General features: G+C 54.9%; 15 protein-coding genes. 13 read left to right on the top strand and 2 right to left on the bottom strand.

The genetic code is table 11. The annotated features are described in order from the left end of the window. Positions 1–66: 66 nt before the first annotated feature. From H7F31_RS01475 to H7F31_RS01455, 5 genes are all read left to right on the top strand, one after another. Complete coding sequence (locus tag H7F31_RS01475) at positions 67–1,050, top strand: VOC family protein (protein ID WP_187102692.1); 984 nt, start codon at positions 67–69, stop codon at positions 1,048–1,050. 9 nt (positions 1,051–1,059) lie between these two features. Beyond that, positions 1,060–1,680: an alpha/beta hydrolase gene (locus tag H7F31_RS01470; RefSeq protein ID WP_261800459.1), complete on the top strand. Its 621-nt coding sequence runs from the start codon at positions 1,060–1,062 to the stop codon at positions 1,678–1,680. 133 nt (positions 1,681–1,813) lie between these two features. Next, positions 1,814–2,437, top strand: coding sequence for a flavin reductase family protein (locus tag H7F31_RS01465; RefSeq protein WP_187105166.1), 624 nt, complete (start codon positions 1,814–1,816; stop codon positions 2,435–2,437). A 174-nt stretch (positions 2,438–2,611) separates the two neighbouring features. Then, the gene (locus tag H7F31_RS01460; RefSeq protein ID WP_397373682.1) at positions 2,612–3,556 is read left to right on the top strand and encodes an NAD(P)/FAD-dependent oxidoreductase; all 945 of its coding nucleotides are present in this window, start codon (positions 2,612–2,614) and stop codon (positions 3,554–3,556) included. 389 nt (positions 3,557–3,945) lie between these two features. Next, on the top strand, positions 3,946–8,691 hold the full coding sequence (locus tag H7F31_RS01455) for an InlB B-repeat-containing protein (protein WP_187102691.1): 4,746 nt from the start codon (positions 3,946–3,948) through the stop codon (positions 8,689–8,691). Between the two features lie 167 nt (positions 8,692–8,858). Here the strand turns inward: H7F31_RS01455 and H7F31_RS01450 are convergent, their stop codons facing one another. Both H7F31_RS01450 and H7F31_RS01445 read right to left on the bottom strand, forming a co-directional pair. Then, positions 8,859–9,854 (bottom strand): N-acetylglucosamine kinase, encoded by a 996-nt coding sequence (locus H7F31_RS01450; RefSeq protein ID WP_187102690.1) that lies wholly within the window; start codon positions 9,852–9,854, stop codon positions 8,859–8,861. 23 nt (positions 9,855–9,877) lie between these two features. Then, positions 9,878–11,167, bottom strand: a complete 1,290-nt coding sequence (locus H7F31_RS01445) for a 6-phospho-beta-glucosidase (protein WP_187102689.1) — start codon at positions 11,165–11,167, stop codon at positions 9,878–9,880. Between the two features lie 323 nt (positions 11,168–11,490). Between H7F31_RS01445 and H7F31_RS01440 the strand changes: the two genes are divergently transcribed. The 8 genes from H7F31_RS01440 (at position 11,491) to H7F31_RS01405 (ending at position 21,356) form a co-directional block, all read left to right on the top strand. Next, on the top strand, positions 11,491–12,354 hold the full coding sequence (locus H7F31_RS01440) for a MurR/RpiR family transcriptional regulator (protein ID WP_087572761.1): 864 nt from the start codon (positions 11,491–11,493) through the stop codon (positions 12,352–12,354). A 1,073-nt stretch (positions 12,355–13,427) separates the two neighbouring features. Further along, positions 13,428–14,342: an N-acetylmuramic acid 6-phosphate etherase gene (murQ, locus tag H7F31_RS01435; protein WP_187105164.1), complete on the top strand. Its 915-nt coding sequence runs from the start codon at positions 13,428–13,430 to the stop codon at positions 14,340–14,342. A 156-nt stretch (positions 14,343–14,498) separates the two neighbouring features. Further along, positions 14,499–15,947, top strand: coding sequence for an ABC transporter substrate-binding protein (locus tag H7F31_RS01430; RefSeq protein WP_187102688.1), 1,449 nt, complete (start codon positions 14,499–14,501; stop codon positions 15,945–15,947). A gap of 321 nt (positions 15,948–16,268) precedes the next feature. Further along, positions 16,269–17,168, top strand: coding sequence for a carbohydrate ABC transporter permease (locus tag H7F31_RS01425; RefSeq protein ID WP_187102687.1), 900 nt, complete (start codon positions 16,269–16,271; stop codon positions 17,166–17,168). An 18-nt stretch (positions 17,169–17,186) separates the two neighbouring features. Then, a complete protein-coding gene (locus H7F31_RS01420; RefSeq protein ID WP_187102686.1) occupies positions 17,187–18,047 on the top strand; it encodes a carbohydrate ABC transporter permease in 861 nt (286 codons plus the stop codon). A 211-nt stretch (positions 18,048–18,258) separates the two neighbouring features. Further along, positions 18,259–19,230 carry a GNAT family N-acetyltransferase gene (locus H7F31_RS01415; protein WP_187102685.1) on the top strand — a complete coding sequence of 324 codons (972 nt, stop codon included), beginning with the start codon at positions 18,259–18,261 and terminating at the stop codon, positions 19,228–19,230. Then, the gene (locus H7F31_RS01410; protein ID WP_087572756.1) at positions 19,227–19,934 is read left to right on the top strand and encodes a PIG-L deacetylase family protein; all 708 of its coding nucleotides are present in this window, start codon (positions 19,227–19,229) and stop codon (positions 19,932–19,934) included. Before H7F31_RS01415 ends, H7F31_RS01410 begins: the two co-directional genes overlap by 4 nt. A 276-nt stretch (positions 19,935–20,210) precedes the next feature. Beyond that, positions 20,211–21,356 (top strand): exo-beta-N-acetylmuramidase NamZ family protein, encoded by a 1,146-nt coding sequence (locus tag H7F31_RS01405; protein WP_187102684.1) that lies wholly within the window; start codon positions 20,211–20,213, stop codon positions 21,354–21,356. The last annotated feature ends 285 nt before the right edge of the window (positions 21,357–21,641 follow it).

Genomic DNA, 21,641 nt, shown 5'->3' with positions numbered 1-21,641 from the left:
CTTCTATCGAACATATATCTTAATTTTAAGATTCACAAATATTATGCAAAAAGAGGAGAGATTCTTATGACAATCCAAAACGCGCAAGGGCAAGCGAGCTTCGAGGGTCGTGCACAAACGGCAGGCATCCATCACATTACGGCATTCGTACGAGATCCACAGGCCACTTCCGATTTTTATGCCGGGATACTGGGACTGCGTCTGGTAAAAAAAACGATCAACTTCGACGCTCCGGAAGTCTATCATCTGTACTTCGGCGACCAAGGCGGCAGCCCCGGCACCATCATCACGTTTTTCCCTTGGGAAGAATCCCGCAGAGGCCGGATCGGAGCGGGTCAAGTCGGCATCACGACGTATGTTGTTCCCGAAGGCGCGCTGCCATTTTGGCGCGAGCGTTTGACTAAGCTGGGTGTCGAAGTGGAAGAGACGCAGCGATTCGGCGAGACGTACCTGGGCTTCGCTGACACAGACGGGCTGCGCGGCGAAATCGTCGCCCGGGCGGAAGGAGCCAATAGCGAATGGTCGTTCGGAGGCGTGACAACGGACAAAGCGATCAAAGGTTTCGGAGGCGCGGTTCTGTTTAGCGGAGCGCCAGAGTCGACAGGCAAGCTGCTCCAGGATGTCATGGGATTAACGAAAGTTGGCGAGGATGTCGGTTACGTCCGCTATCGTTCTTTCGGCGACATCGGCAACATCATCGACGTTAACGCTACCGCGATGGCCCCGGGCCATGGAGGTCACGGTACGGTGCATCATATCGCATGGAGAGCGAAAGACGACGCGGAGCACGCGCTCTGGAGAAGCCACGTAGCCGCGAGCGGCTACCAGCCTACACCGATTGTGGATAGACAATATTTTAACGCGCTGTACTTCAGGGAAGAAGGCGGAATTTTGTTCGAGATCGCGACGGATCCCCCGGGCTTCGCTCGAGACGAAGACGCGGAGCATCTTGGCGAGAAGCTGATGCTGCCCGAATGGTACGAAAAGAACCGCGCGGAGATCGAGAAGCTGCTGACACCGTTCGAGGTGCGCGAATTGGAGGGAATCTGAACAATGACGATGAAGATGAAGCATCTCTATATCAAGGGCAAAAATGAGGAAGCGCCTATACTGCTAATGCTTCACGGGACGGGAGGCACAGAGCGCGACCTGCTGGGGCTGGCGGAGCTGATCTCACCGGGCTCCTCCGTTCTCAGCGTAAGAGGGAACGTGCTGGAGAACGGCATGCCGCGATTCTTCCGCAGACTCGCCGAAGGCGTGTTCGACATCGAGGATCTGGTATACCGGACTGGGGAGCTTCATGAGTTCCTGGCGGAAGCGGCGACGGAGTACGGATTTGATCGGAGCAATATCGTGGCGGCAGGCTACTCTAATGGAGCCAACATAGCGGGAAGCCTGCTGTTCCATTATAAGGATTCGCTCAAGGGCGCTATCCTTCTTCATCCAATGGTTCCTCTTCGCGGCATAAAGCTGCCGGATTTATCGGGCGTGCCTGTTTTCATAGCGGCAGGCGAAAATGACCCCCTCTGCCCGCCTACCGAGACGAAGGAGCTGGATGCTTTGCTACGCGAAGCGGGGGCGGTTGTGGAAGTGCGATGGGATCGGTTCGGCCACCAATTGACGAGCGCGGAGGCGCATGCCGCTGCTGCGTGGTTTAAACAAACTTTTGCGCTCGAATGAGGCATCCAGGGCAGGGGATGTTCGGCATTCCTATAATCGGTTACGATAAAAAGGACGGCTCATCCCGGCACGACCGGGAGACAGTCGTCCTTTCGCGCATCGCGCTTAATGAAGGGAGATTAACGATATGACGATGATTTCGATTGATCCGGAGGGACAGAGCACCCAGGATAATTATAAGCTGCTCATAGGAGGCATTATTCCGAGGCCGATTGCGTTAGTTACAACGTTGTCGGAGGAGGGAGTGTTAAATGCGGCGCCTTTCAGCTTCTTCAATATTGTCGCGGCCGATCCTCCGATGATTGCGGTATCGGTGCAGCGTAAAGGCGGCATACAGAAGGACACCGCCCGCAATGCCATTGCGAAGCGGCAATTCGTGACGCATATCGCGGATGAGTGTTATGTGGAAGCGTTAAACGTGACGGCGGCGCCCGCGCCTCCGGATGTGAGCGAGGTCGAGCTGGCGGGATTGACTCCAGTCGCCAGCGAGATCATCTCCGTGCCCGGCGTATCCGAGGCGGCGATCCGTCTGGAATGCGTGCTGGAGCAAGCCATCCCCCTTGGCGGTACGCTTATGGGAGATACCGGCGTACCGTCGACCGACCTGCTCATCGGCCGCGTCGTCAGGTTCCATATTGACGAGAAGCTGTACAATAACGGGCGTATCGATCCGGAAGCGTTAAAGCCCGTAAGCCGATTGGCGGGGAACGACTACGCCAAGTTAGGCGAGAGATTTACGCTGGTACGGCCTACTTGAAACTCTGCGAAGGTTTTGTCGGGATTGGACGGATCGTGATCCATTTGATCAGCCGGAGATGACAGCCTCGCTTTTCCAGCGGGACCGACAGCAGCCATTGCGGCTTCCTTCCCTTCGTATGCATGCATGTCGGCAGCCTTCTCGCGATATACATAAGAGATTGCTGTATGGCAGATGACGGATGGGAAGAAGGAAGGCGGTGGCGGAGTGGAAGCGGAATGCGCCATTATCGGGGGAGGGCCGGCAGGACTGAATGCGGCGCTGATGCTCGGCAGAGCCAGGCGGAGCGTCCTGATGTTCGACGACCATTCGCCGCGCAACGCGGTGACAAGACATACGCATGGTTTCATGACACGGGACGGCGCTACGCCGCAAGAGCTGAGGATGCTCGCTCGGCGGGAGCTCACCCGTTATCCTTCCGTCTGGCCGGTTGACCGCCGGATCGAGGCGGTGGCTCCGCTGGATGGTTCAGGCTTTCTCCTGCGCGACCGAGGCGGAGCAACCTACCGGGCCAGGAAACTGCTGCTCGCGACTGGACTGAAGGAGACATTGCCGAAAATTGCGGGAGTGACGGAGTTTTACGGCAGCAGTCTCTTCAATTGCCCGTATTGCGACGGTTGGGAGCTCCGGGATGGGCCGCTCGTCGTCATCGCAGAAGGATCGAACGCATTCTCGCTGGCTCGTCTAGCGTATCAATGGAGCCGTGACCTGCTTGTCTGCACGAACGGCTCCTCTAGATCGCTTGACAGGACGGAGGTGCAGGCGCTAAACGGCAGAGGAGTGGTTGTGACGGAGAAAAAAATCGCCGAGCTGGTCGGAGACAACGGCAAACTGCGAGCAGTCCGATTCCACGACGGGACGGAAGCGAAGCGCTCGGGAGGCTTCATCTCGCCTTATTGGCGGCAGGCTGCGCCGTTCGGCGAAATGCTGGGCTGTCTCATAAACGGGCAAGGGGGCATAGAGACGGACAACTTGGGCCGCACAAGCATCCCCGGCGTATATGCGGCGGGCGATACCTCGGTAATCGCGCCGGCCCAGACATCTATCGCAGCCGGAGAAGGCAGTCGTGCGGCGATCGGCATCAACTCTGATCTCGTAAGAGAGGATTTCGGGGGATAGTGAACAACCCGCCTGCGAACGAAGATCTACAGACCGGCGTCAAAAGCGGGTTTGGAGATCTTTTTTTGGCTCTATCTCAAAATCATTGCTTGATTTGATGAGAAGGTCCGGGAGACCAATGGGGCATAGGCAGCACAAATCCTCAAAGAGTTTTGTACGATTTTCCACTCCAATCAACCTGATATCCATAGTAATTGGTGTAATTTGAGCGAAATATCGTATGAAAACAAAGCCGGTAGGCCGACTGCACATGTATCTGAGACAAGCGCTGATTTTGGTTTGAGCCTTTTTTTTGTTTGAAAATTAACTTTGGTTAATATTTTCCCGGAATTCAAGGTGCTAGTATGTGGAATAGGGTAATAGGAAACCGGGAAAGGTTGTGCGCGAAATTGAAGCTGGGAAGAGGATTGAAAAAAGCGGGGAAATGGGCGCTCGTCTTGCTGCTGGCGGGAAGCATGGGATGGGGAGTGCCGAACAAAGCGATGGCCGAACCGGAGCCGGAGCTGGATCCAGTGCCGCAGGAGTCATATGTATTCGATGGCATGTTTCCGGGCGGCGCGTATTATTTTGATCAAGTGATGGATGTGGCAACGGATGGCGAAGGCAATGTTTATGCAGCGGAGCAGTTCAGCCACAGAATCGTCAAGCTGAGTCCTAATGGAGAGGTGATGGCCGAGTGGCAGGGCGACAGCTCGATTTCCCCGCGTGCCATTGCGGTGGACGGCGAAGGATTCGTATATGTTGGAAGCAAGGAGCAAGTACATAAGATCGATATGACTGCCATGACCGTCGAGAACACTTGGCATATTGCCGATATGGACGTCTCGGGGATGGCCGTTGATGCGGATGGCGAAAATGTCTATGTAGCCGACTATAGTCTTGGCGGTATCCGGATACTGGATACGATGAGCGATCATGTAGAAGAATGGACGAGCTTCTACGACTCGAGCGAGGTGGAGCGTCATTTCGACAGCATAGTCGATGTCGCCTTGGATGGCGAAGGCAATGTGTTCGTCATGGACCGGGGTAACCGCATTATAAAAATGAATGGTTATGGCGCTTATCTCGGCATGCTGGAGGGAGGGGAGCAGTTCGGGAGCTTGCATGGTATAGCGGTAGACGAAATGGGCCGTATCTACGCCACCGATTACGATGAGAATGCGGTCATCGCCATGAATGCATCGTTCGAAGTGTTGGCCACTCACGGTTCTTATGGTATGGGCGCCGGAGAATTCGATTCGCCGCAGGGGATTGCCGTTGCCGCGAACGGTTCGGTGTATGTAGCCGATACTTCCAACCGGCGCGTACAGAAGCTGGATGCGGATACGCTCGAGCCGCAAGCCGTATGGGGGTCGTACGGCTCCGCTGAAGGACAGTTCTTCATTCCGGAAGGTATAGCCGTCGATGCTGAAGGACATATCTATATCGCCGATCAGGGCAACGAGCGCATTCAACTGTTCGACCGTGAATTTGCATTTATTGCAGCAAGAGACGGAGAGGATTCCTACTTCTCGCCATACGGCCTGGCGGTCGACGAAGCGGGACGCCTGTATATGACAAGCGACAGCGCGCTGCTGCGATTTGATCCAGCGAGCAATGGGGTCACGCATTTGAACGAGACTTCGTATCTATCGAACCCGGGCGAGGTTGCGCTGGATGCCGACGGCTTTATTTATGTAGCTAATACAAGCGGCTATAAGATCGTCAAGTTCGATTCATCAGGAGACAAAGTGCTGGAGATGGAGGGCGTGATGAGCCCGGGCAGCTTCTACTTCCGCCCAACTACCATCGCGGTGGATAGCGCAAGAGGGATTGTCTATTCGGGCGATTCGACCAACATCCAAACCTTCAAAACGGACGGGGAGCATCTGCAGGAAAGCTGGGGCGAGCCGGAGGGCGGAGCTTTCGGATATATTTCCAGCATGGCGGTGGATAGCGAAGGCAATCTGTTCGTGACGGACGAAGGTAAAAGCCGAATTCAGAAATTTAATCCCAACGGCGAATTGATAGCGAGCTGGGGGGTTCCTGGGAAGGGTGAAGGCGAGTTCGATGGACTTGCCGCCATCGCGGTGGACCGTGCCGGCAACGTCTATGTGACCGAGACGGGCAACCATCGGGTGCAGAAGTTCGCGCCATCGACGTATGAGGTGAGCTTCGAAAGCAACGGCGGCAGTGCGGTGGAGGCAGCGACGGTGGAACACGGTGATACTGTGGAAGCGCCAGAAGCTCCGGCAAGAACGGGATATGCGTTCGGAGGTTGGTACACCGACGAGGAGTTGACGGAGTCGTACGTGTTCACGACAGCGGTGACGGGAAACATGACGTTGTACGCGAAATGGACGTTGAACACCTATATGGTGAGCTTCGAGAGCAACGGCGGCAGCATAGTTGAGCCAGTGACGGTGGAGCATGGTTCGGCAGTGGAAGCGCCAGAAGCTCCGACCAGAACGGGATACGCGTTCGGAGGTTGGTACACCGACGAGGAGCTGACGGAGTCGTACGTGTTCACGACAGCGGTGGCGGGAAACATGACGTTGTACGCGAAGTGGACGTTGAACACCTATACGGTGAGCTTCGAGAGCAACGGCGGCAGCATAGTTGAGCCAGTGACGGTGGAGCATGGTTCGGCAGTGGAAGCGCCAGAAGCTCCGACCAGAACGGGATACGCGTTCGGAGGTTGGTACACCGACGAGGAGCTGACGGAGTCGTACGTGTTCACGACAGCGGTGACGGGCCATGTGACGTTGTACGCGAAGTGGACGAAAAGCGTCTACACGGTGAGCTTTGAAAGCAACGGCGGCAGTGCGGTGGAGGCAGCGACGGTGGAACACGGTGATACTGTGGAAGCGCCAGAAGCTCCGGCAAGAACGGGATATGCGTTCGGAGGTTGGTACACCGACGAGGAGTTGACGGAGTCGTACGTGTTCACGACAGCGGTGACGGGAAACATGACGTTGTACGCGAAATGGACGTCGAACACCTATACGGTGAGCTTCGAGAGCAACGGCGGCAGCATGGTTGAGCCAGTGACGGTGGAGCATGGTTCGGCAGTGGAAGCGCCAGAAGCTCCGACCAGAACGGGATACGCGTTCGGAGGTTGGTACACCGACGAAGAACTGGCGGAACCGTATGTGTTTGCAACTGCGGTGACGGGCCATGTGACGTTGTACGCGAAGTGGACAAAAAGCGTCTACACGGTGAGCTTTGAAAGCAACGGCGGCAGTGCGGTGGAGTCAGCGATGGTGGAACACGGTGATACTGTGGAAGCACCAGAAGCTCCGACCAGAATGGGATACGCGTTCGGAGGTTGGTACACCGACGAGGAGCTGACGGAGTCGTACGTGTTCACGACAGCGGTGACGGGCCATGTGACGTTGTACGCGAAGTGGACGAAAAGCGTCTACACGGTGAGCTTTGAAAGCAACGGCGGCAGTGCGGTGGAGGCAGCGATGGTGGAACACGGTGATACTGTGGGAGCACCAGAAGCTCCGACAAGAACCGGATACGCGCTCGGAGGTTGGTACATCGACGAAGAACTGACCGAACCGTATGTGTTCGAGACTGCGGTGACGGGCCATGTGACGCTGCACGCGAAGTGGACGAAAAGCGTGTACACGGTGAGCTTCGAGAGCAACGGTGGCAGTGCATTGGAGGCAGTGACGGTGGAGCACGGCGATACTGTGGAAGCACCAGAAGCTCCGACAAGAACGGGATATGCCTTCGGAGGTTGGTACACCGACGAGGAGCTGACGGAGTCGTACTTGTTCACGACAGCGGTGACGGGCCATGTGACGCTGTACGCGAAGTGGACGGCTCAGGCGACAGAGACTCCTAACGAAGGCGGGACGGTCTACCCAACGCCAACGCCGACTCCAGCTGCCGGAGAAGAGAAGGGCTTGCTCATCAACGGCAAGCAGGGACATGCGGACATCACCAGTACTACGGACGGCAAAGGCCGAAAAGTAACAACGGTGACCATCGATTGGAACAAGGATAATCAGACGCTGGCCGGTGATTCGCAGGGGACCGTCCTCGAGATTGAAGCGGATGCGGAGAGCGACGTACTTGCAGCAGAGCTGAGCATGGAACTTCTGAAGGCATTGATCGACAGAGGCGGCAAGATCCAATTGCGCACGGCATTTGCAACGTATGCCATTGATACGTCTCTTTTGGGCCTGGAAGCCTTGCTGGAGCAATTGGGGCCGAACGTTCGGGCGAAGGATGCCGTCGTGCGTATCGAAATCGCCCCTTCGAATGACCGTATCGTCCGTCTGCTAAGGGAAAGGGCTGAAGTTGGAAACTTTCAGGTCATCGCGCCTCCGGTTCATTTCGCAGTATGGGTCAAAGCCGGCGACCTGGAAATCGAAGCGAACAACTTTGCAGCTTATGTTGAGCGGACCATTTCCATACCAAATGGGGTTAACCGCAGGTTGATGTCTACGGGCGTTGTTATCGATCCCGACGGAACGGTTAGGCATGTACCGACCCGGATGCTTGTGAATAACGGGATATACGCAGGTGCGATGAACAGCCTGACCAATAGCGATTACGCATTGATCGGATACAAGGCGGCATTCGACGATATGAAGGGGCATTGGGCGAGCAGCGCCGTCCTTGATATGGGATCGCGCTTGATCATCGAAGGTATAGGAGAGGGGCTGTTCGCTCCGGATCGTTCCATTAAGCGCGCGGAATTTGCGGCCATTCTGGTGCGGGCGCTAGGCCTTGGTCAAAATACGCAAGCCGGTATCGGCAAGTTCTCCGACGTCCGCGAAGGAGACTGGTATGCCGGGGCAATAGGGACGGCATACGAATATGGCTTAATCGGAGGGTTCGAGGACGGAACGTACCGTCCGAACGATGACGTAACGCGCGAACAGGCAATGATAATGATTGCGAATGTAATGAGGTGGACGGGATTGACTGACAAGGCAAACGCTGGAGCTAATCCATTGAGCGGATTCCCGGACGCTACTCAAGCGTCGGCATGGGCAGAGGTTTCGCTGAATATGGAGCTTGCGACCGGCATTCTCTCCGGCACGCCGAACGGAGAGCTCGCGCCTGGGGCAAAGTTGACCCGCGCGCAAGCGGCCGTCATGGTCCAGCGTTTGTTGAAGGAGTCGGGACTCATCTAACCAGATGTAATGAGCACGAGCAATCGCCGCAAAAAAAGGTTATCCTCAGCATTCGTTCATTTCGGTGAACGAACGCAGGATAACCTTTCTCTATATTTCTCGAAATGAAACGCGCCGGGCCCCCATAGGACGGCGACAGCCGGTTTACCTTGTATGTTTGCTTGAAGTCAGCGTACCGCCTCGATCACCTTCGAGCGAAGCCCGTCATCGGCAGGTGCGCCGAGCGCAAGCTCAAGCGCCCAAAGTACGGCTCCTGCGGCTGGCGGTTCCTGCAGCAAAATAAATCGGCATTCCCGGCCGGTCAAGCCCGAGACGAACCCCATATAACGATCCCTCATAATCGGCGAAGCCGCTTTCGCCCAGACGGAGCCGGCCATCACGATGTCGACAGGCATATCGTCGTCGAAGTCGAGATGCCCCAAGCAGCCGACCGTAGAATAGGCAAGCTGGCGGGCAGAGTGGTCGACGATGCCGGATGCGACAGCGTCGCCTTGCTCAGCAGCCGCCAGAAGCGTCGTCACGATCTCGGTATACGGCAAGCTTCGGGCCACCAAACCTTCCAGGCCCCGATCCATAAACGTCTCCTTGGAAGATGCGCCGATCAGCGCCATGACGGGCTCCGTCATGGACGTCTCCGGGCCCAGGCGATAGAAGCTGTCGTAGATGGCGCGCAGAACACGCCTCGTCAGGTAAAAGCCGCCGCCCTCGTCGCCGGCGAGCTCGCTGCCGACTCCCCCGACCTGGAGACGTTTGCCGCTCTTCGAGATGCCGCAGGTAGAGACGCCTGAACCGTTGATAGAGCAGATGCCGTAGCCGTGCGCCGTCCCGGCTTTGATGCCGAGGAAGGCATCGTTGTCCATCGCGAAGCGGGTGAAGCCGAGACGTTTGATAACGTCGTTCAGCTGCGCCTTCTGAGAAGGAATGTCCGCGCCTGCAAGTCCGAACGCTCCTGCCGCGATATCCGCCATGGACAACCCGCCGCGTGCAAGCAGTATCGATATCTGCTCATGCATAACGCTGTAAGATTTGGCGTAGCTCTCCGGGAACTGCTCGTGGCTGCAGGTGCCGGACCTGATATGATCCTTAAGCGTTCCGTTCAGGTCGAACAAATAATAATCCGTCTTGCTATTGCCGCCGTCGACGCCGATGACGTACTTGCTCATGGCGATTCCCACTCCTCCCTGCGTTATTCGAATTTGAACTGGGGCAAATATTCCTTGTGCGCTTCCTTCAATTCCCTAAAGCAAGCCAGCGCCGTATTATAATCGCCAACGAGCGGATTCATCATCAGCGCCCGCATGGCGGCTTCTTCGCTGCCTTCGACGGCCGCGGCGACTGTCTCGCGTTCGTATGCCTTCACCATTCGCATGTAGTCGATAATATGGCGGTTGTCGAAGTCTTCGATAACAAGCGGCTTCGCGCCATCCTTGCCTATGACTGCAGCTACCTCAATGGCGTCGTTATGCTCCATGAAGTCCAGCGCTCCGCCGTTTAGCAGATTCACAACATGGACCTCCTGCTTGTCGTTGTAGATGGCATCGACGAGGCTGATCGCGACTTCGGAATAGTTGGCGCCGCCGCGCGAGGCCAGGAGCTCGGGTTTTTCATGCAGCTCTGCATTGGAGTAGATGCCCAGAAGCTCTTCTTCGATGTCCATGCATTTCTCTCCGCGGGATTGCTCGCTGTCCTTCAATAGCTTCAGCTTTTTGTCCTTGAAATAATAATATTCCATATAGGAGGAAGGAATAGCGCCTACGAGCTGCACCAGTTCCTGGCTAAAGCCGCTGGAAGGAATGTTCTTCATTGCTTCGCTGTTGAGTCCCATCTCGAGCGCGTCCTTCAGATAGTCCTTGCCGTCCTGTTCGATGGCCGTAATCCAGCTCAGATGGTTGAGTCCGACGTAAGTCAGATCCGCGTTTGGCAATTGAAGCGTTTCGCGAATGCTCTTGTACATATTGTAAGGGACATTGCATAGTCCCAGCATTTTCACATTTGTATGATTCAGAATCGCTTCCGTAATGATTCCCGCGGGATTGGAGAAGTTAATCAGCCAAGCGTCGGGGCATAGCTGCTCCATGCGCTTCGCGATGTCGAGCATAACGGGAATCGTGCGCATCGCCTTAAAGAAGCCGCCGATTCCACAGGTTTCTTGACCGATCAGATCGTACTTGAGCGGTATCTTCTCGTCCAGCACACGAGCGGGCAGCTTGCCGACGCGAATCTGGCCGAGCACGAAGCTAGCTCCTTGGAGAGCTTCATCCAGCTCCATCGTTTTAACGACCTTGCAGTTCATTCCCGCTGCCTGCACCATGCGTTCGCATAACCCGCCAACGATCTCGAGCTTGCGCGCGTCGATATCCATAAGCGCCAACTCTGTCAGCGGCAGATTGTCTTTGCGTTTAATAATGCCTTCCATCAATTCCGGGGTATAGGTGCTTCCTGCCCCGATAATGGCAATTTTTAATGCTGTTCCCATGTCCCTCATCCTTTGCTCGTTTATGATTCATCATAATGGCGTAGATGCACGTCAATTGGTGCCCATTATAACATGCTAAAAGAATTTCGGGCAATAAAATTTGCAATATTTACTTCAAAATGATAATAATATTTTAAAATAATATTTTATGAAACTCGTCACTCGATATATGTCCATATATCCGATGCAAACACTTGTAATTTGGCAGGAATCCGTATACTATGTAACCACAATGGAATTTCCGAGCTTCCGAGCTCTCGGCCAGACTATCCAGATCAGCTTCTTAGTGGCGACAAAACCTACGAAACGGCAGGTAACGTCATATGGCGATAAACGATAACGTATTAATCAAGATCCGCGACAGAAAGGATAGTCTGACCCCGGTCGAACGGCTAGTGGCGGAATATATCCTTGCGAATAAGGAAGAAATTCCGCATTTGTCGATCAAGAGCCTTGCGCAAGGCAGCAAAACAAGCGACGCTTCGGTGCTGCGCTTCTGCAAGACGATGGGGTATAACGGCTATCGCAGCTTTATCGTCAGCATCTCTGCGTCGCTGGGCTCCATGGACGAAGACAGCGGCGAACAATATAGCGACATTCAGCCTGGCGACGACCTCAGTACGATCATCTCCAACATCGGACGCAACAATGTGCGTTCCATCGAGGATACGCTTAGCGTGCTTGACCGCCCTGCGGTAGCCCGTGCCATCAAGGCGCTGCAATCCAGCAAACGTCTGATGTTTTTCGGCATTGGCGCGTCGGGGCTGGTGGCTCAGGACGCCGAGCAGAAGTTTACGCGGATCAACAAGATTTGTCATGCTTTTACGGATGGTCATAGCCAGTTGACGGCCGCTTCCTTGCTGACCAAGGAGGACGTCGCCATCTTTATCTCCAATTCCGGAGACACGGTGGAAATACTCGATTCGCTGGAAATAGCCAAAAAAAATGGTGCTCATATTGTGGCGATCACGAAATATAGCAAAAGCGAGCTGTCCGATAAGGCGGATTCTTTGTTGAGCATATCGACGCCGGAGATTTCCATTCGCAGCGGCGCCATGGGATCGCGCATCGCGATGCTCACGATTATCGATATGCTGTTCGCCGGCGTGGCAAGCGCGGATTATCAGCAGGTCAAGAAGTATCTCTCCAAGAGCAGAAGCATCATCTCCAACAAGCGCAGAAGGTAACGCTCCTCAATAGCGACCACGAACGACACTCCAGCTCGCGGGCTGGAGTGTTTTTGCTGTTCGGGCTATCCAACAAGCGCAGAGGGTAACGCTCCCCATTAACGAGCATGAACGGCACTCCGGTCTGGAGTGTTTTGCTGCTCGGGCTTTTGAGTAATACTTGGCAGCAGAGCCTGAATTAATTCTTCAGAAGCGCTACTTGATCGAGCCGGAAGAGGAGGAGGTGTTCTAAAAGAAAAGGATTAGCGCATGTTGGTGGACCTGGTCAGTGAGGTAATCAAAGAGGAGTTCAAAGTGGTAATTGTACGAAAATACACAAATTAGTCTACATACGGATTAGAGATTCGTGAATTTGTACATTTATCCCTAATTTTAGTCTCGAGAAGTGCCTAAATAGGCGAAATGGAACGTGAATTGTGTATCTTTGTACAATTTACCTCCAGGGAGAGACTTCAGTATAAATATTTGAGTATATTTGCACAATTCATACTGAAGTGACCTGCTGTAAAGTAGCTGCTAGAGTAGCCTAGCGGAGTTTAGCTTCCATGTTGTGCGACCCGTCCGTCATCCTGTCGTCCCGGCGGTCCCGTCCCTACAACATCCTAGCGCCCCGTCTTGGCGAAGCGACCCGTCCCGTCATCCTAGCGTCCTCACGTGCCGGCGTCCCGTCCCGCCGCCCCTACATTCGTTCGGGATGGTCTGTTGTCGGCGAATCCAGCTCCGTATTTTCTTAAGGACAAGTTGGAAATTTTAAACTTTAGATGATGAATGCGCTTACCCCGAAGATGGCCGGAAAGCCGCACCGCCAAAGGTTCGACGGCATTTGTGCCTCTCGCGCAAATTGTGATATAAAATGCCAATGTTTTATGACAGTATAAAATAATATTTCAAAAACTATTGACGGAGCTGAAATAAATTCTTAATATAGAGTCATGAACAACAACAACAAACGCATCACGAATGACACTGAAGACAATAACCATACTAGCAATATGGGCAGCGTCGACAACAGGGTGGAATTCGATCACATGGACAGCAACTTGTCCAAACATGATCACGTAAGGGGAATCACGATGAAGGACTATCTTGCAAGCTTGACGACGGAAGGGATCAACCCCGAGACCGGGATGATCGACGAATTGTCCACCGAAGGCATGCTGGAGCTCATGAACCAGGAGGATGCCAAGGTACACGTGGCGGTGAGGCAGGAAATTCCTCGCATTGCGTTGGCCGTGGAAGCGCTTCATCATGCGCTGTCGACTGGCGGAAGAATGTTCTATATCGGAGCAGGAACGTCAGGAAGGTTAGGCGTGCTGGATGCTTCGGAATGTCTGCCGACGTTCGGCGTGGATCCATCGCTCGTGCAGGGCTATATTGCCGGAGGCGATCAGGCGCTGCGAATCCCCGTGGAAGGTTGCGAGGATGACGGCGATGAAGGCAGGGCGCTGATCGATCAGATCGGCGTGACGGGCAAAGACGCGGTCATCGGAATCTCGGCGAGCGGCAGCGCGGCCTTCGTTATCGAAGCGCTTCGCAGAGCCAGCGAGTTGGGAGCTGTCACGATCGGCGTCGTAAACAACAAGGACACGAAGCTGTCGGAAGCGGCGGAAATTACTATCGCTCCGGTGGTGGGCCCGGAAGTAATCGCAGGCTCCACGAGATTAAAGGCGGGAACGGCCCAGAAGCTTGTACTGAACATGCTGACGACCACCACGATGGTGAAGCTAGGCAAGACGTACAACAATCTGATGGTGGACCTCAAGGCCAGCAACAAGAAGCTGTTCGACCGATCCCTCCGAATCATCAGGACGGCGACTGGGACGGACGAAGCTACGGCGGAGCAATACTTGCGACAGTCCGAACTCGACTGCAAGCTGGCGATCATGATGATCAAGTCCGGGCTTGGAGCCGAAGAGGCGAAGAAAGTGCTGGCGAACTGCGGCGGCAACCTTAAGAGGGCTATACGTGCCTGTTCCCAAGTGAAGTAAGGTTTGCGCGAAGGGGAAGAACGTTATAGATTTATCCTTATAATGTTCTTCATCTTTTAAGCATACGGACCCGCTGCTCTTTTATCAGAGGGGTACAGCGGTTCGCCTGGGACGGATCGTATATATAGAATTTCAAATAAAGGGAGGATCTTGGCAATGAAAAGTAAAACTAAAATTGCTGCATCTGTGCTTGCTCTGACTTTATCCTTAGGAACGCTCTCCGCTTGCGGCTCCGGCAACAACAACGAGCCCGCCCCATCGGCGAAGCCGTCTAACACTGCGAACGGCGGAGCATCGGAGGCGAAGGACACCATCACGGCGCTTCTGCCGCCGGTATCCCCAACGTATCAAGAAAACTTCAAGCAGATGGAAGCCGACTTTAACAAGCTGTATCCGAACCTGACTTTGAAAATCGAACCTGCCAGCTGGGAAGACATGACCCAGAAGCTGGATACGCAAGTAAACGCGGGCAGCCCTCCGGACCTTGCCTTTATCGGCTCCGACGGCATCTCGAAATACGCTCAGATGGGCATGCTGCTGGACATCAAGGATCTGGTAAGCGCGGACATGATCGCGGACTACGATGAAGCGGCGCTTGCTTACATGAAGAACGGCGACGGTCTGTACGGCCTGCCGGCTTACATGGAAGTACACTCCATCGGCGGCAACAAGCAATTCCTCGAAGAAGCCGGCGTCGACTGGAAGAAAGTGCAGCAAGAAGGTTGGACGTACGATGAATTCCGCGAGGCCATCAAAAAAGGCGTCGTAAAGGAAGACGACAAGACGTCGCGTTACGGCTTCGTATTCGCAACGGCTGGCGTAGCCTCCAAGGATTACCTCAGCATTCTGGTGAAAAACGCGGGCATGCCGTCTCCATTTACAACGGATCTGAAATACGCATACACAAGCAAAAACTATTTGACCGTTCTGAACGCGGTTCGCGAATTGATCGACGACGGCTCCATGCCGAAGGAGCTCAGCTCCGTTGACGCCGGTAAACGCTGGAACATGTTCTTGACGGGACAGACGATGATTACGGGCAAAGGTCTTGCCGTTTTCGAAAACTCCGCGAACAAAAACAACGCGAAGATCGACGCGAAGGACGGAAGCGCGGTTGAAGGCAGCATCAAAGTGGACTATATCGCGTTGCCGCTCCCATCCTTTGCAGGTCAAGAGCCGGTCTCCCATGCGGTCGTTGACGGTTATGTCGCCTTCCGCGGCAAAAAGGATCCAACAGACGAGCATAAAGCGAATATCGCGAAGGCAGCTTACTTCCTGTCCAGCGGTCAGGTAGCCGCAACGACGAATAATGACCTGTTTGCAGCGCATATTACCAAGAGCGCCCGCGAAGCGGCAGCCAGCATGGAGTCGAATCGCAATCCGGACAATATCGCAGCTGTCGATAAAATGTTGGAGCATGCAGCTCCTGCCCGTCCTGACATCCCTGTAGAATTGGGTTCCAAGGCGATCAAGCTGGAGAACGAGGTTGTTATTCCGAAGCTGCAAGCGCTGCTTGCAGGCGAGATTACGCCTCAAGAGATGTACGATGCCGTGAAAAAAGGAGCTATTGAGGCCTTCGGAGCGGACGGAATCGTGCAAGATTAATGAATTTCGCTCGGATAGCCGCTCTCATGCCGAGGCGGCTATCCGAATTTATAGCTGTAGGGATACTACGTGATCAAAAGCGGACTTTTTGAAATATCTCTTAAAGTACGTGTTCAAAAAGTTCGGTTATCAGTACCGAGAAGATTGGATGAAGCCAGGACCTGAGGAGCGGAGCGTAGTGGAAGCTACGTGAGCACCGGAAGGTTCGGCTGAATTCAATATTCGACGTCGAGTAAGCTTCTAGAATTACTTCGTAATGGGAAGCGGACTTTTTGAACTACCTCTAAAAGAAGTAACGCGGCAAGGGAAAGGAGTCTTACTATGGCTCGTGCGTCAAACGTCAAGAATCGACTTAATCGCGGAGATGGGGCATGGGCCTACGCTTTCATCGCCGTTGCGCTCGTTGTCTATGCGCTGTTTACGGCTTATCCGGTCGTGAGCGCCTTTTTGGTCAGCTTTCAAGAATACCGGCCATTAGGCTCGGAATACATTGGATTCGACAATTACTCGGGCATCTTCGCCAGCGAGCTGTTCTGGAAAGCGATCTGGAATACGCTCGTTTATACGGTGCTGACTGTCCCGGTTGCATTAATCATATCGTTCGCGGTCGCGATCGCGATCATGCCGCTCAAAAAGTGGGCGCAGACGACTTTCAAGGCGATCTACTACTTGCCGGCGGTCGCTTCCGGCGTCGCCCTGTCCGTCGTATGGCTCTGGATCTACGATCCGCTTCCCGGCGGCATTTTGAACCAGTTGATCGGGATGTTCGGTATCCCAAGTCAAAACTGGCTGGGCTCCAGCTCGACCTCCATGTTCTCGCTTGTGCTCATGTCTTGGTTGTCCAGCCACGGCACCAGCATCATTATCTATGTCGCGGCGCTGCTCGGCATCGACGAGAGCTACTACGAGGCGGCGGAGATCGACGGAGCGACATTCTGGCAAAAGATGTGGCATATCGTGCTGCCTTGCCTGAAGCCGACGACGCTGTTCCTGCTGGTCACCGGCGTGATCGGGTCGTTCCAGGTGTTCCAGAACGCTTATCTGATGACAGGCGGCGGCCCGGATCATTCCACGACGATGGTCGGCCTTCTGATCTTCGATACGGCATTCAAGTATTTCGAATTCGGCAAAGCGGCGGCTCAGTCGCTCGTATTGGCGGCCATTATCGGCGTCATCGCGTTCATTCAATTCAAATTCCTGGGCAAAGACGTGGAATATTAAGAGAAGGAGGGACCTGCTTTGGCACTGTTTAACAATCATCTAGGCAATCGTACAGCGAAATATACGCGCAACACCATTCTAGTCATCCTCCTTCTTCTGTTCGCCATGGCGACGCTATTCCCGATCTACTTCATGATCATGTCGTCCTTTGGCGATCCCGTCGAAGCGGGAGCGGTCAGCTATTCCATCTGGCCCGGCAAGTTCTCGCTGGAGTCTTACAAGTTCTTCTTCGCCTTCAGCGAATATTCGTATCGCTGGATTCTCAACTCTCTTGTCGTAGCTACCGTGGTCATGGTGTCGAACGTTGTATTTGCCACGATGGCGGGATATGCGTTCTCGAAGATCCAGTTCCGCGGTCGCAACGTGCTGTTCGCCATACTGCTTGCGGCGATGATGATCCCTTATCAGGTCACGCAAGTACCGCTTTATATTTTGATCGTGAATATATTCGAAATCCAGAATACGTACGGCGCTCTTATCATGCCGACGCTGGTTACCGTCTATAACATCTTCTTGGCAAAACAATTTATGAGCACGATTCCGAAAGAAATTCTGGAGTCGGCCAAGGTGGAAGGCTGCAACCAATTCCAGATTTTCGTGAAAATCATCATGCCGCTCTCGAAGACGGTTATGGCCGTTATGGCGATCCTGACCTTTATGGAGACGTGGAACACGTTCTTCTGGCCGTTCCTGGTCACGAACACGATGGATATGCAGACGATCCAGGTGGGACTCAAAAACTTCCGCTTCGCCAATACGACGTATTTCGCACCGATGATGGCGGGGGCAACGATCTCTGCTGTGCCTATGTTCATTCTGTTCTTCAGCCTTCAGCGCTACTTCCTGGAAGGGGTAACGGTAGGCGCGGTGAAGGGGTAACGACCAACAGCTATTGGCTACTGGCGGAGCTTACCGGAATTGTTGGAATGGCGATGGCGAGAACCGCGGAGAACGGCGGATGCTGTTGGAATAGCGGGAACTGCGAGTACTGTGCGGTGCTATCGGGCGATATGTGAATCGTCAAGAACGGTCCCCGAATCATTGCGAGGAAAGCGGATTCTGCTGCTCAGCCGAGGAGGAAGGAATTACGATGCTTCAAACATGGAACGACCGATATACAGCAGAGGTTATTGCGTTATGGAATCTTGTGGCCGCGAGAGACGGCTATAAGGAGATGACAGCGGAGTCATTCGCGGCAATCCTGACAGAGAACCCGTATTTCGATCCGTTGTGCACGTTCGTATGGCTGGAGGAGAACCGCGTCGTCGGTTTTGCCTGCGGCTGCTCCGGCAACGATCTGCCGCTTGGCGATGTTGCGGGTTATATTACCTGCGTCCTGCTTGCGGACGAATACGCGGACGAGAGTAAGGCGGAAACGCTTGTGCGCGCGATGGAAGCGCGATTTGCGGAGCTGGGGAAAAAACATGCGGATACGCTGTTTTTTAATCCCATGCAGCTGCCATGGTACGTTCCGAGTACGCCGGGGCACGAGCATAACAATGCTCCGGGCGTGCCTGCCGGCAGCCTGCTGCACGAGACGTTGAAGCGGCTCGGTTATATCGAACGCGCCGTTCAGTGCGCGATGTATTTGCCGCTTGGCGGCTTCGAGGTGCCGGAGAGCATCCTTGCGAAGGAAGAGACGGCGGCTAAGGCCGGTTATCGCATCGAGATGCTGGATGCGACAAAGCATACTGGCGTTGAAGAGATGTTGGAAGTACTAGGGAATCCGCTTTGGCGTGCGGAGATTGGCAAGAGTCTCGCGGACGGGACGCCGGTCGTTGTCGCAGCTCAGCATGGCCGCGCCGTCGGATTTGCGGGGCCGGTCGTAAGACAGGAGAACGGCCGGGGTTATTTTGCGGGTATCGGCGTGCATCCGGAGCATGAAGGGCACGGCCTCGGCTCGAGCCTCTTCTTCCGGTTGTGCGAGGCTTTCCAGGAGATTGGCACGGATTACATGTCCCTGTATACAGGCAGCAACAACCCGGCCCTGCGCATCTACGAGCGGGCGGGATTCAGGACGGCGAAAACCTTCGCCACGATGAGAGGGGAGCTTGGACGATGAGCGATAGACAACCGATTACGATATTGGGGATTGGCGCGCATGTAGGCGACGTAGAGCTGGTGGCAGGGGGCGTGCTGGCCAGCCACTATCTGAAGGGCGACAAGATCGCGACGCTGGCGCTGACCGCCGGGGAGCGCGGCGTGCCTGCGGGGCAAGACGTTAACGAGTACCGGGAGCAAAAAATCCGCGAGGCGCATACCTTCGCCGGCATGCTGGGCGGCGAGGCGCGCGTGTTCGAGATTCCCGACGGCGAAATTCCGGACGATCAGGAGATCCGGCTGCGCGTGTGCGACGTCATTCGCGAGGTAAAGCCGAATATTATTATTACGCATCATTGCAATAGCATGCACAAGGATCATGCCACGACGCATCGGATCGTAAACGACGCCAGGTTTTTCGCCGGCTTGGGCGCGATGGAGCGCGAGCTTCCGCCACATTTTGCGGCTAAGCTGTATTATGGTGAGAATTGGGAGGATGCGGTCGGCTATGTTCCTTACGTGTATGTAGATTTCGACCAGAAGGCGTTCGACCTGTGGATCGAGGCGCTGTCGACGCATTGGTTCGTGACGGGCAGCAAGTCGTTTAACTACATGGACTACTATAAGTCGCTGGCCCGCGTTCGCGGTTTGGAGGCGCGCAAGGAATACGCCGAGACGTTTATGATCCCGCCGGAGACGATGCGTCTGCGCCAGTCGGAGCTGTAGGGCGCGGCATAAGGTGCTTGGAGCACGGCCTACGGCTGATAGAGAGCCGTAGGACGGCTTAGAGAGTCATGAGATGCTCGAGGTGCGGCTGAAGGCAGAAGGAGAGCTGTAGGGCGGCTTAGAGAGTCATGAGATGCTTGAGGCACGGCCGATGGCAGAAGGAGAACCGTAGGGCGTCTTAGAGAGTCAAGGGATGCTCGAGGTGCGGCCAGAGGCCGACGGATTTCACCGTGAGCAGACGTTTGTGGAGAACGGGCAGTGAGGAGGAAGACCTGAATGGGGACGATACGCTTTGGCGTTGATCGGGTGGACGAGTACGCCGACTGGTTCCGCGGGAAGCGGCTGGGACTTATTACGTCGCCTACCGGGCTCGGGGCGGACTTCCGCTCCACGATCGATACATTGCATGAGAAGTTTCACTTGGCAGCCATGTTCTCTCCGGAGCACGGGGTGAGAGGCGATTTGGCCGCAGGGGCGCTTGTCGACACGTACGTGGATGAAGCGACGGGCGTTCCCGTATACAGCTTGTACCGCAAGGATTCCAAGCGATTGACGCCGGAGATGCTGGACGCCGTCGATATGGTCGTCTATGATATCCAGGATGTAGGCACCCGGTATTATACGTTTATTTATACGATGCTTTATGCGCTAGAGGATTGCGCGGCGGCAGGCAAACCGTTTGTCGTGTTGGATCGGCCGAATCCGCTGAATGGCGTGACGGTTGAGGGAAATGTACTTAAGGAAGGGTTCACGTCGTTCGTCGGCAATTATCCGCTTGCGATGAGGTATGGGTTAACCGCGGGGGAAGTTGCGGTCATGGCGAATGCGGAGAAGGGACTCGGCGCGGAGCTGTATGTCGTTCCTTGCGAAGGTTGGGATCGAGAGAAACGTTTCACGGGTGCCGGGGGCGTCTGGATTCCGCCGTCGATGGGCATTCCGCGTTACGAAACGGCCTTGCTGTATCCGGGTACCTGTCTGTTCGAGGGGACCAATCTGTCGGAAGGGCGCGGCACGACGGCTCCGTTCGAAATCATCGGGGCGCCGTTTGTGGACGCCGATAAGCTTGCAGCGGAGATGAACGCGAAGCGACTGCCGGGTTCGTACTTCCGGCCGACGTACTTTAAGCCGACGTTCTCCAAACATGAAGGAGAGCTGTGCCGGGGCGTGTACGTCCATGTGCTGGACGAGGCTGCGCTGCGGCCGGTAGAGCTTGGCTTGACGCTGCTGTTTACGATCAAGGAGATGTTTCCGGCATTCTCGTTCCTGCCGCCGGTGCGGGAAAACGGCAGGCCGTTTATTGATTTGCTGTGCGGCGAATCGGGCGTGCGGGAGAGTGGGGGCGACTTGACCGGACTGCTGGGAAGGTTCTCCGAGGAAAGCCTGGCGTTTGCCGAGCGGAAGAAGGCCTTTCATTTGTATTAGCCGCTGCAGCTGCTTCCTTGTTCTTATCGGGAGTCGGGAGTTGCGCGATAGACCGGGACTGGGAGGCTTGAAGAGGCCAATCGCATATCGCATCGGAAAATAGAGGGAAAAGCTCCCTCTGATTTGGATAAATCGAGCTATGAGCTCGGCATAGAGGAAAAAGCTCCCTTTAATCGGGGGATTCTATTCAAATACAGCGTTTCGGTCTGGATTAGAGGTAGGATTTCCCTTTGAATTGCAAGCAAGGGCGGAGACGAGGATATTAGAGGGCGATTTTCCTCTTGC

Source organism: Paenibacillus sp. PAMC21692 (assembly GCF_014303795.1).
Classification (GTDB): Bacteria; Bacillota; Bacilli; order Paenibacillales; family Paenibacillaceae; genus Pristimantibacillus; species Pristimantibacillus agaridevorans.
The sequence above is the reverse complement of the archived record's forward strand: the minus strand, read 5'-3'. Positions and strand labels throughout refer to the sequence as shown.

Bases quoted from the DNA above. Each gene is read 5' to 3' on its own strand.
- H7F31_RS01475 (WP_187102692.1), top strand. From the start codon at position 67: ATGACAATCCAAAACGCGCAAGGGCAAGCGAGCTTCGAGGGTCGTGCA.
- H7F31_RS01470 (WP_261800459.1), top strand. From the start codon at position 1,060: ATGAAGATGAAGCATCTCTATATCAAGGGCAAAAATGAGGAAGCGCCT.
- H7F31_RS01465 (WP_187105166.1), top strand. From the start codon at position 1,814: ATGATTTCGATTGATCCGGAGGGACAGAGCACCCAGGATAATTATAAG.
- H7F31_RS01460 (WP_397373682.1), top strand. From the start codon at position 2,612: ATGACGGATGGGAAGAAGGAAGGCGGTGGCGGAGTGGAAGCGGAATGC.
- H7F31_RS01450 (WP_187102690.1), bottom strand. From the start codon at position 9,854: ATGAGCAAGTACGTCATCGGCGTCGACGGCGGCAATAGCAAGACGGAT.
- H7F31_RS01445 (WP_187102689.1), bottom strand. From the start codon at position 11,167: ATGGGAACAGCATTAAAAATTGCCATTATCGGGGCAGGAAGCACCTAT.
- H7F31_RS01440 (WP_087572761.1), top strand. From the start codon at position 11,491: ATGGCGATAAACGATAACGTATTAATCAAGATCCGCGACAGAAAGGAT.
- murQ (WP_187105164.1), top strand. From the start codon at position 13,428: ATGAAGGACTATCTTGCAAGCTTGACGACGGAAGGGATCAACCCCGAG.
- H7F31_RS01430 (WP_187102688.1), top strand. From the start codon at position 14,499: ATGAAAAGTAAAACTAAAATTGCTGCATCTGTGCTTGCTCTGACTTTA.
- H7F31_RS01425 (WP_187102687.1), top strand. From the start codon at position 16,269: ATGGCTCGTGCGTCAAACGTCAAGAATCGACTTAATCGCGGAGATGGG.
- H7F31_RS01415 (WP_187102685.1), top strand. From the start codon at position 18,259: ATGCTTCAAACATGGAACGACCGATATACAGCAGAGGTTATTGCGTTA.
- H7F31_RS01410 (WP_087572756.1), top strand. From the start codon at position 19,227: ATGAGCGATAGACAACCGATTACGATATTGGGGATTGGCGCGCATGTA.
- H7F31_RS01405 (WP_187102684.1), top strand. From the start codon at position 20,211: ATGGGGACGATACGCTTTGGCGTTGATCGGGTGGACGAGTACGCCGAC.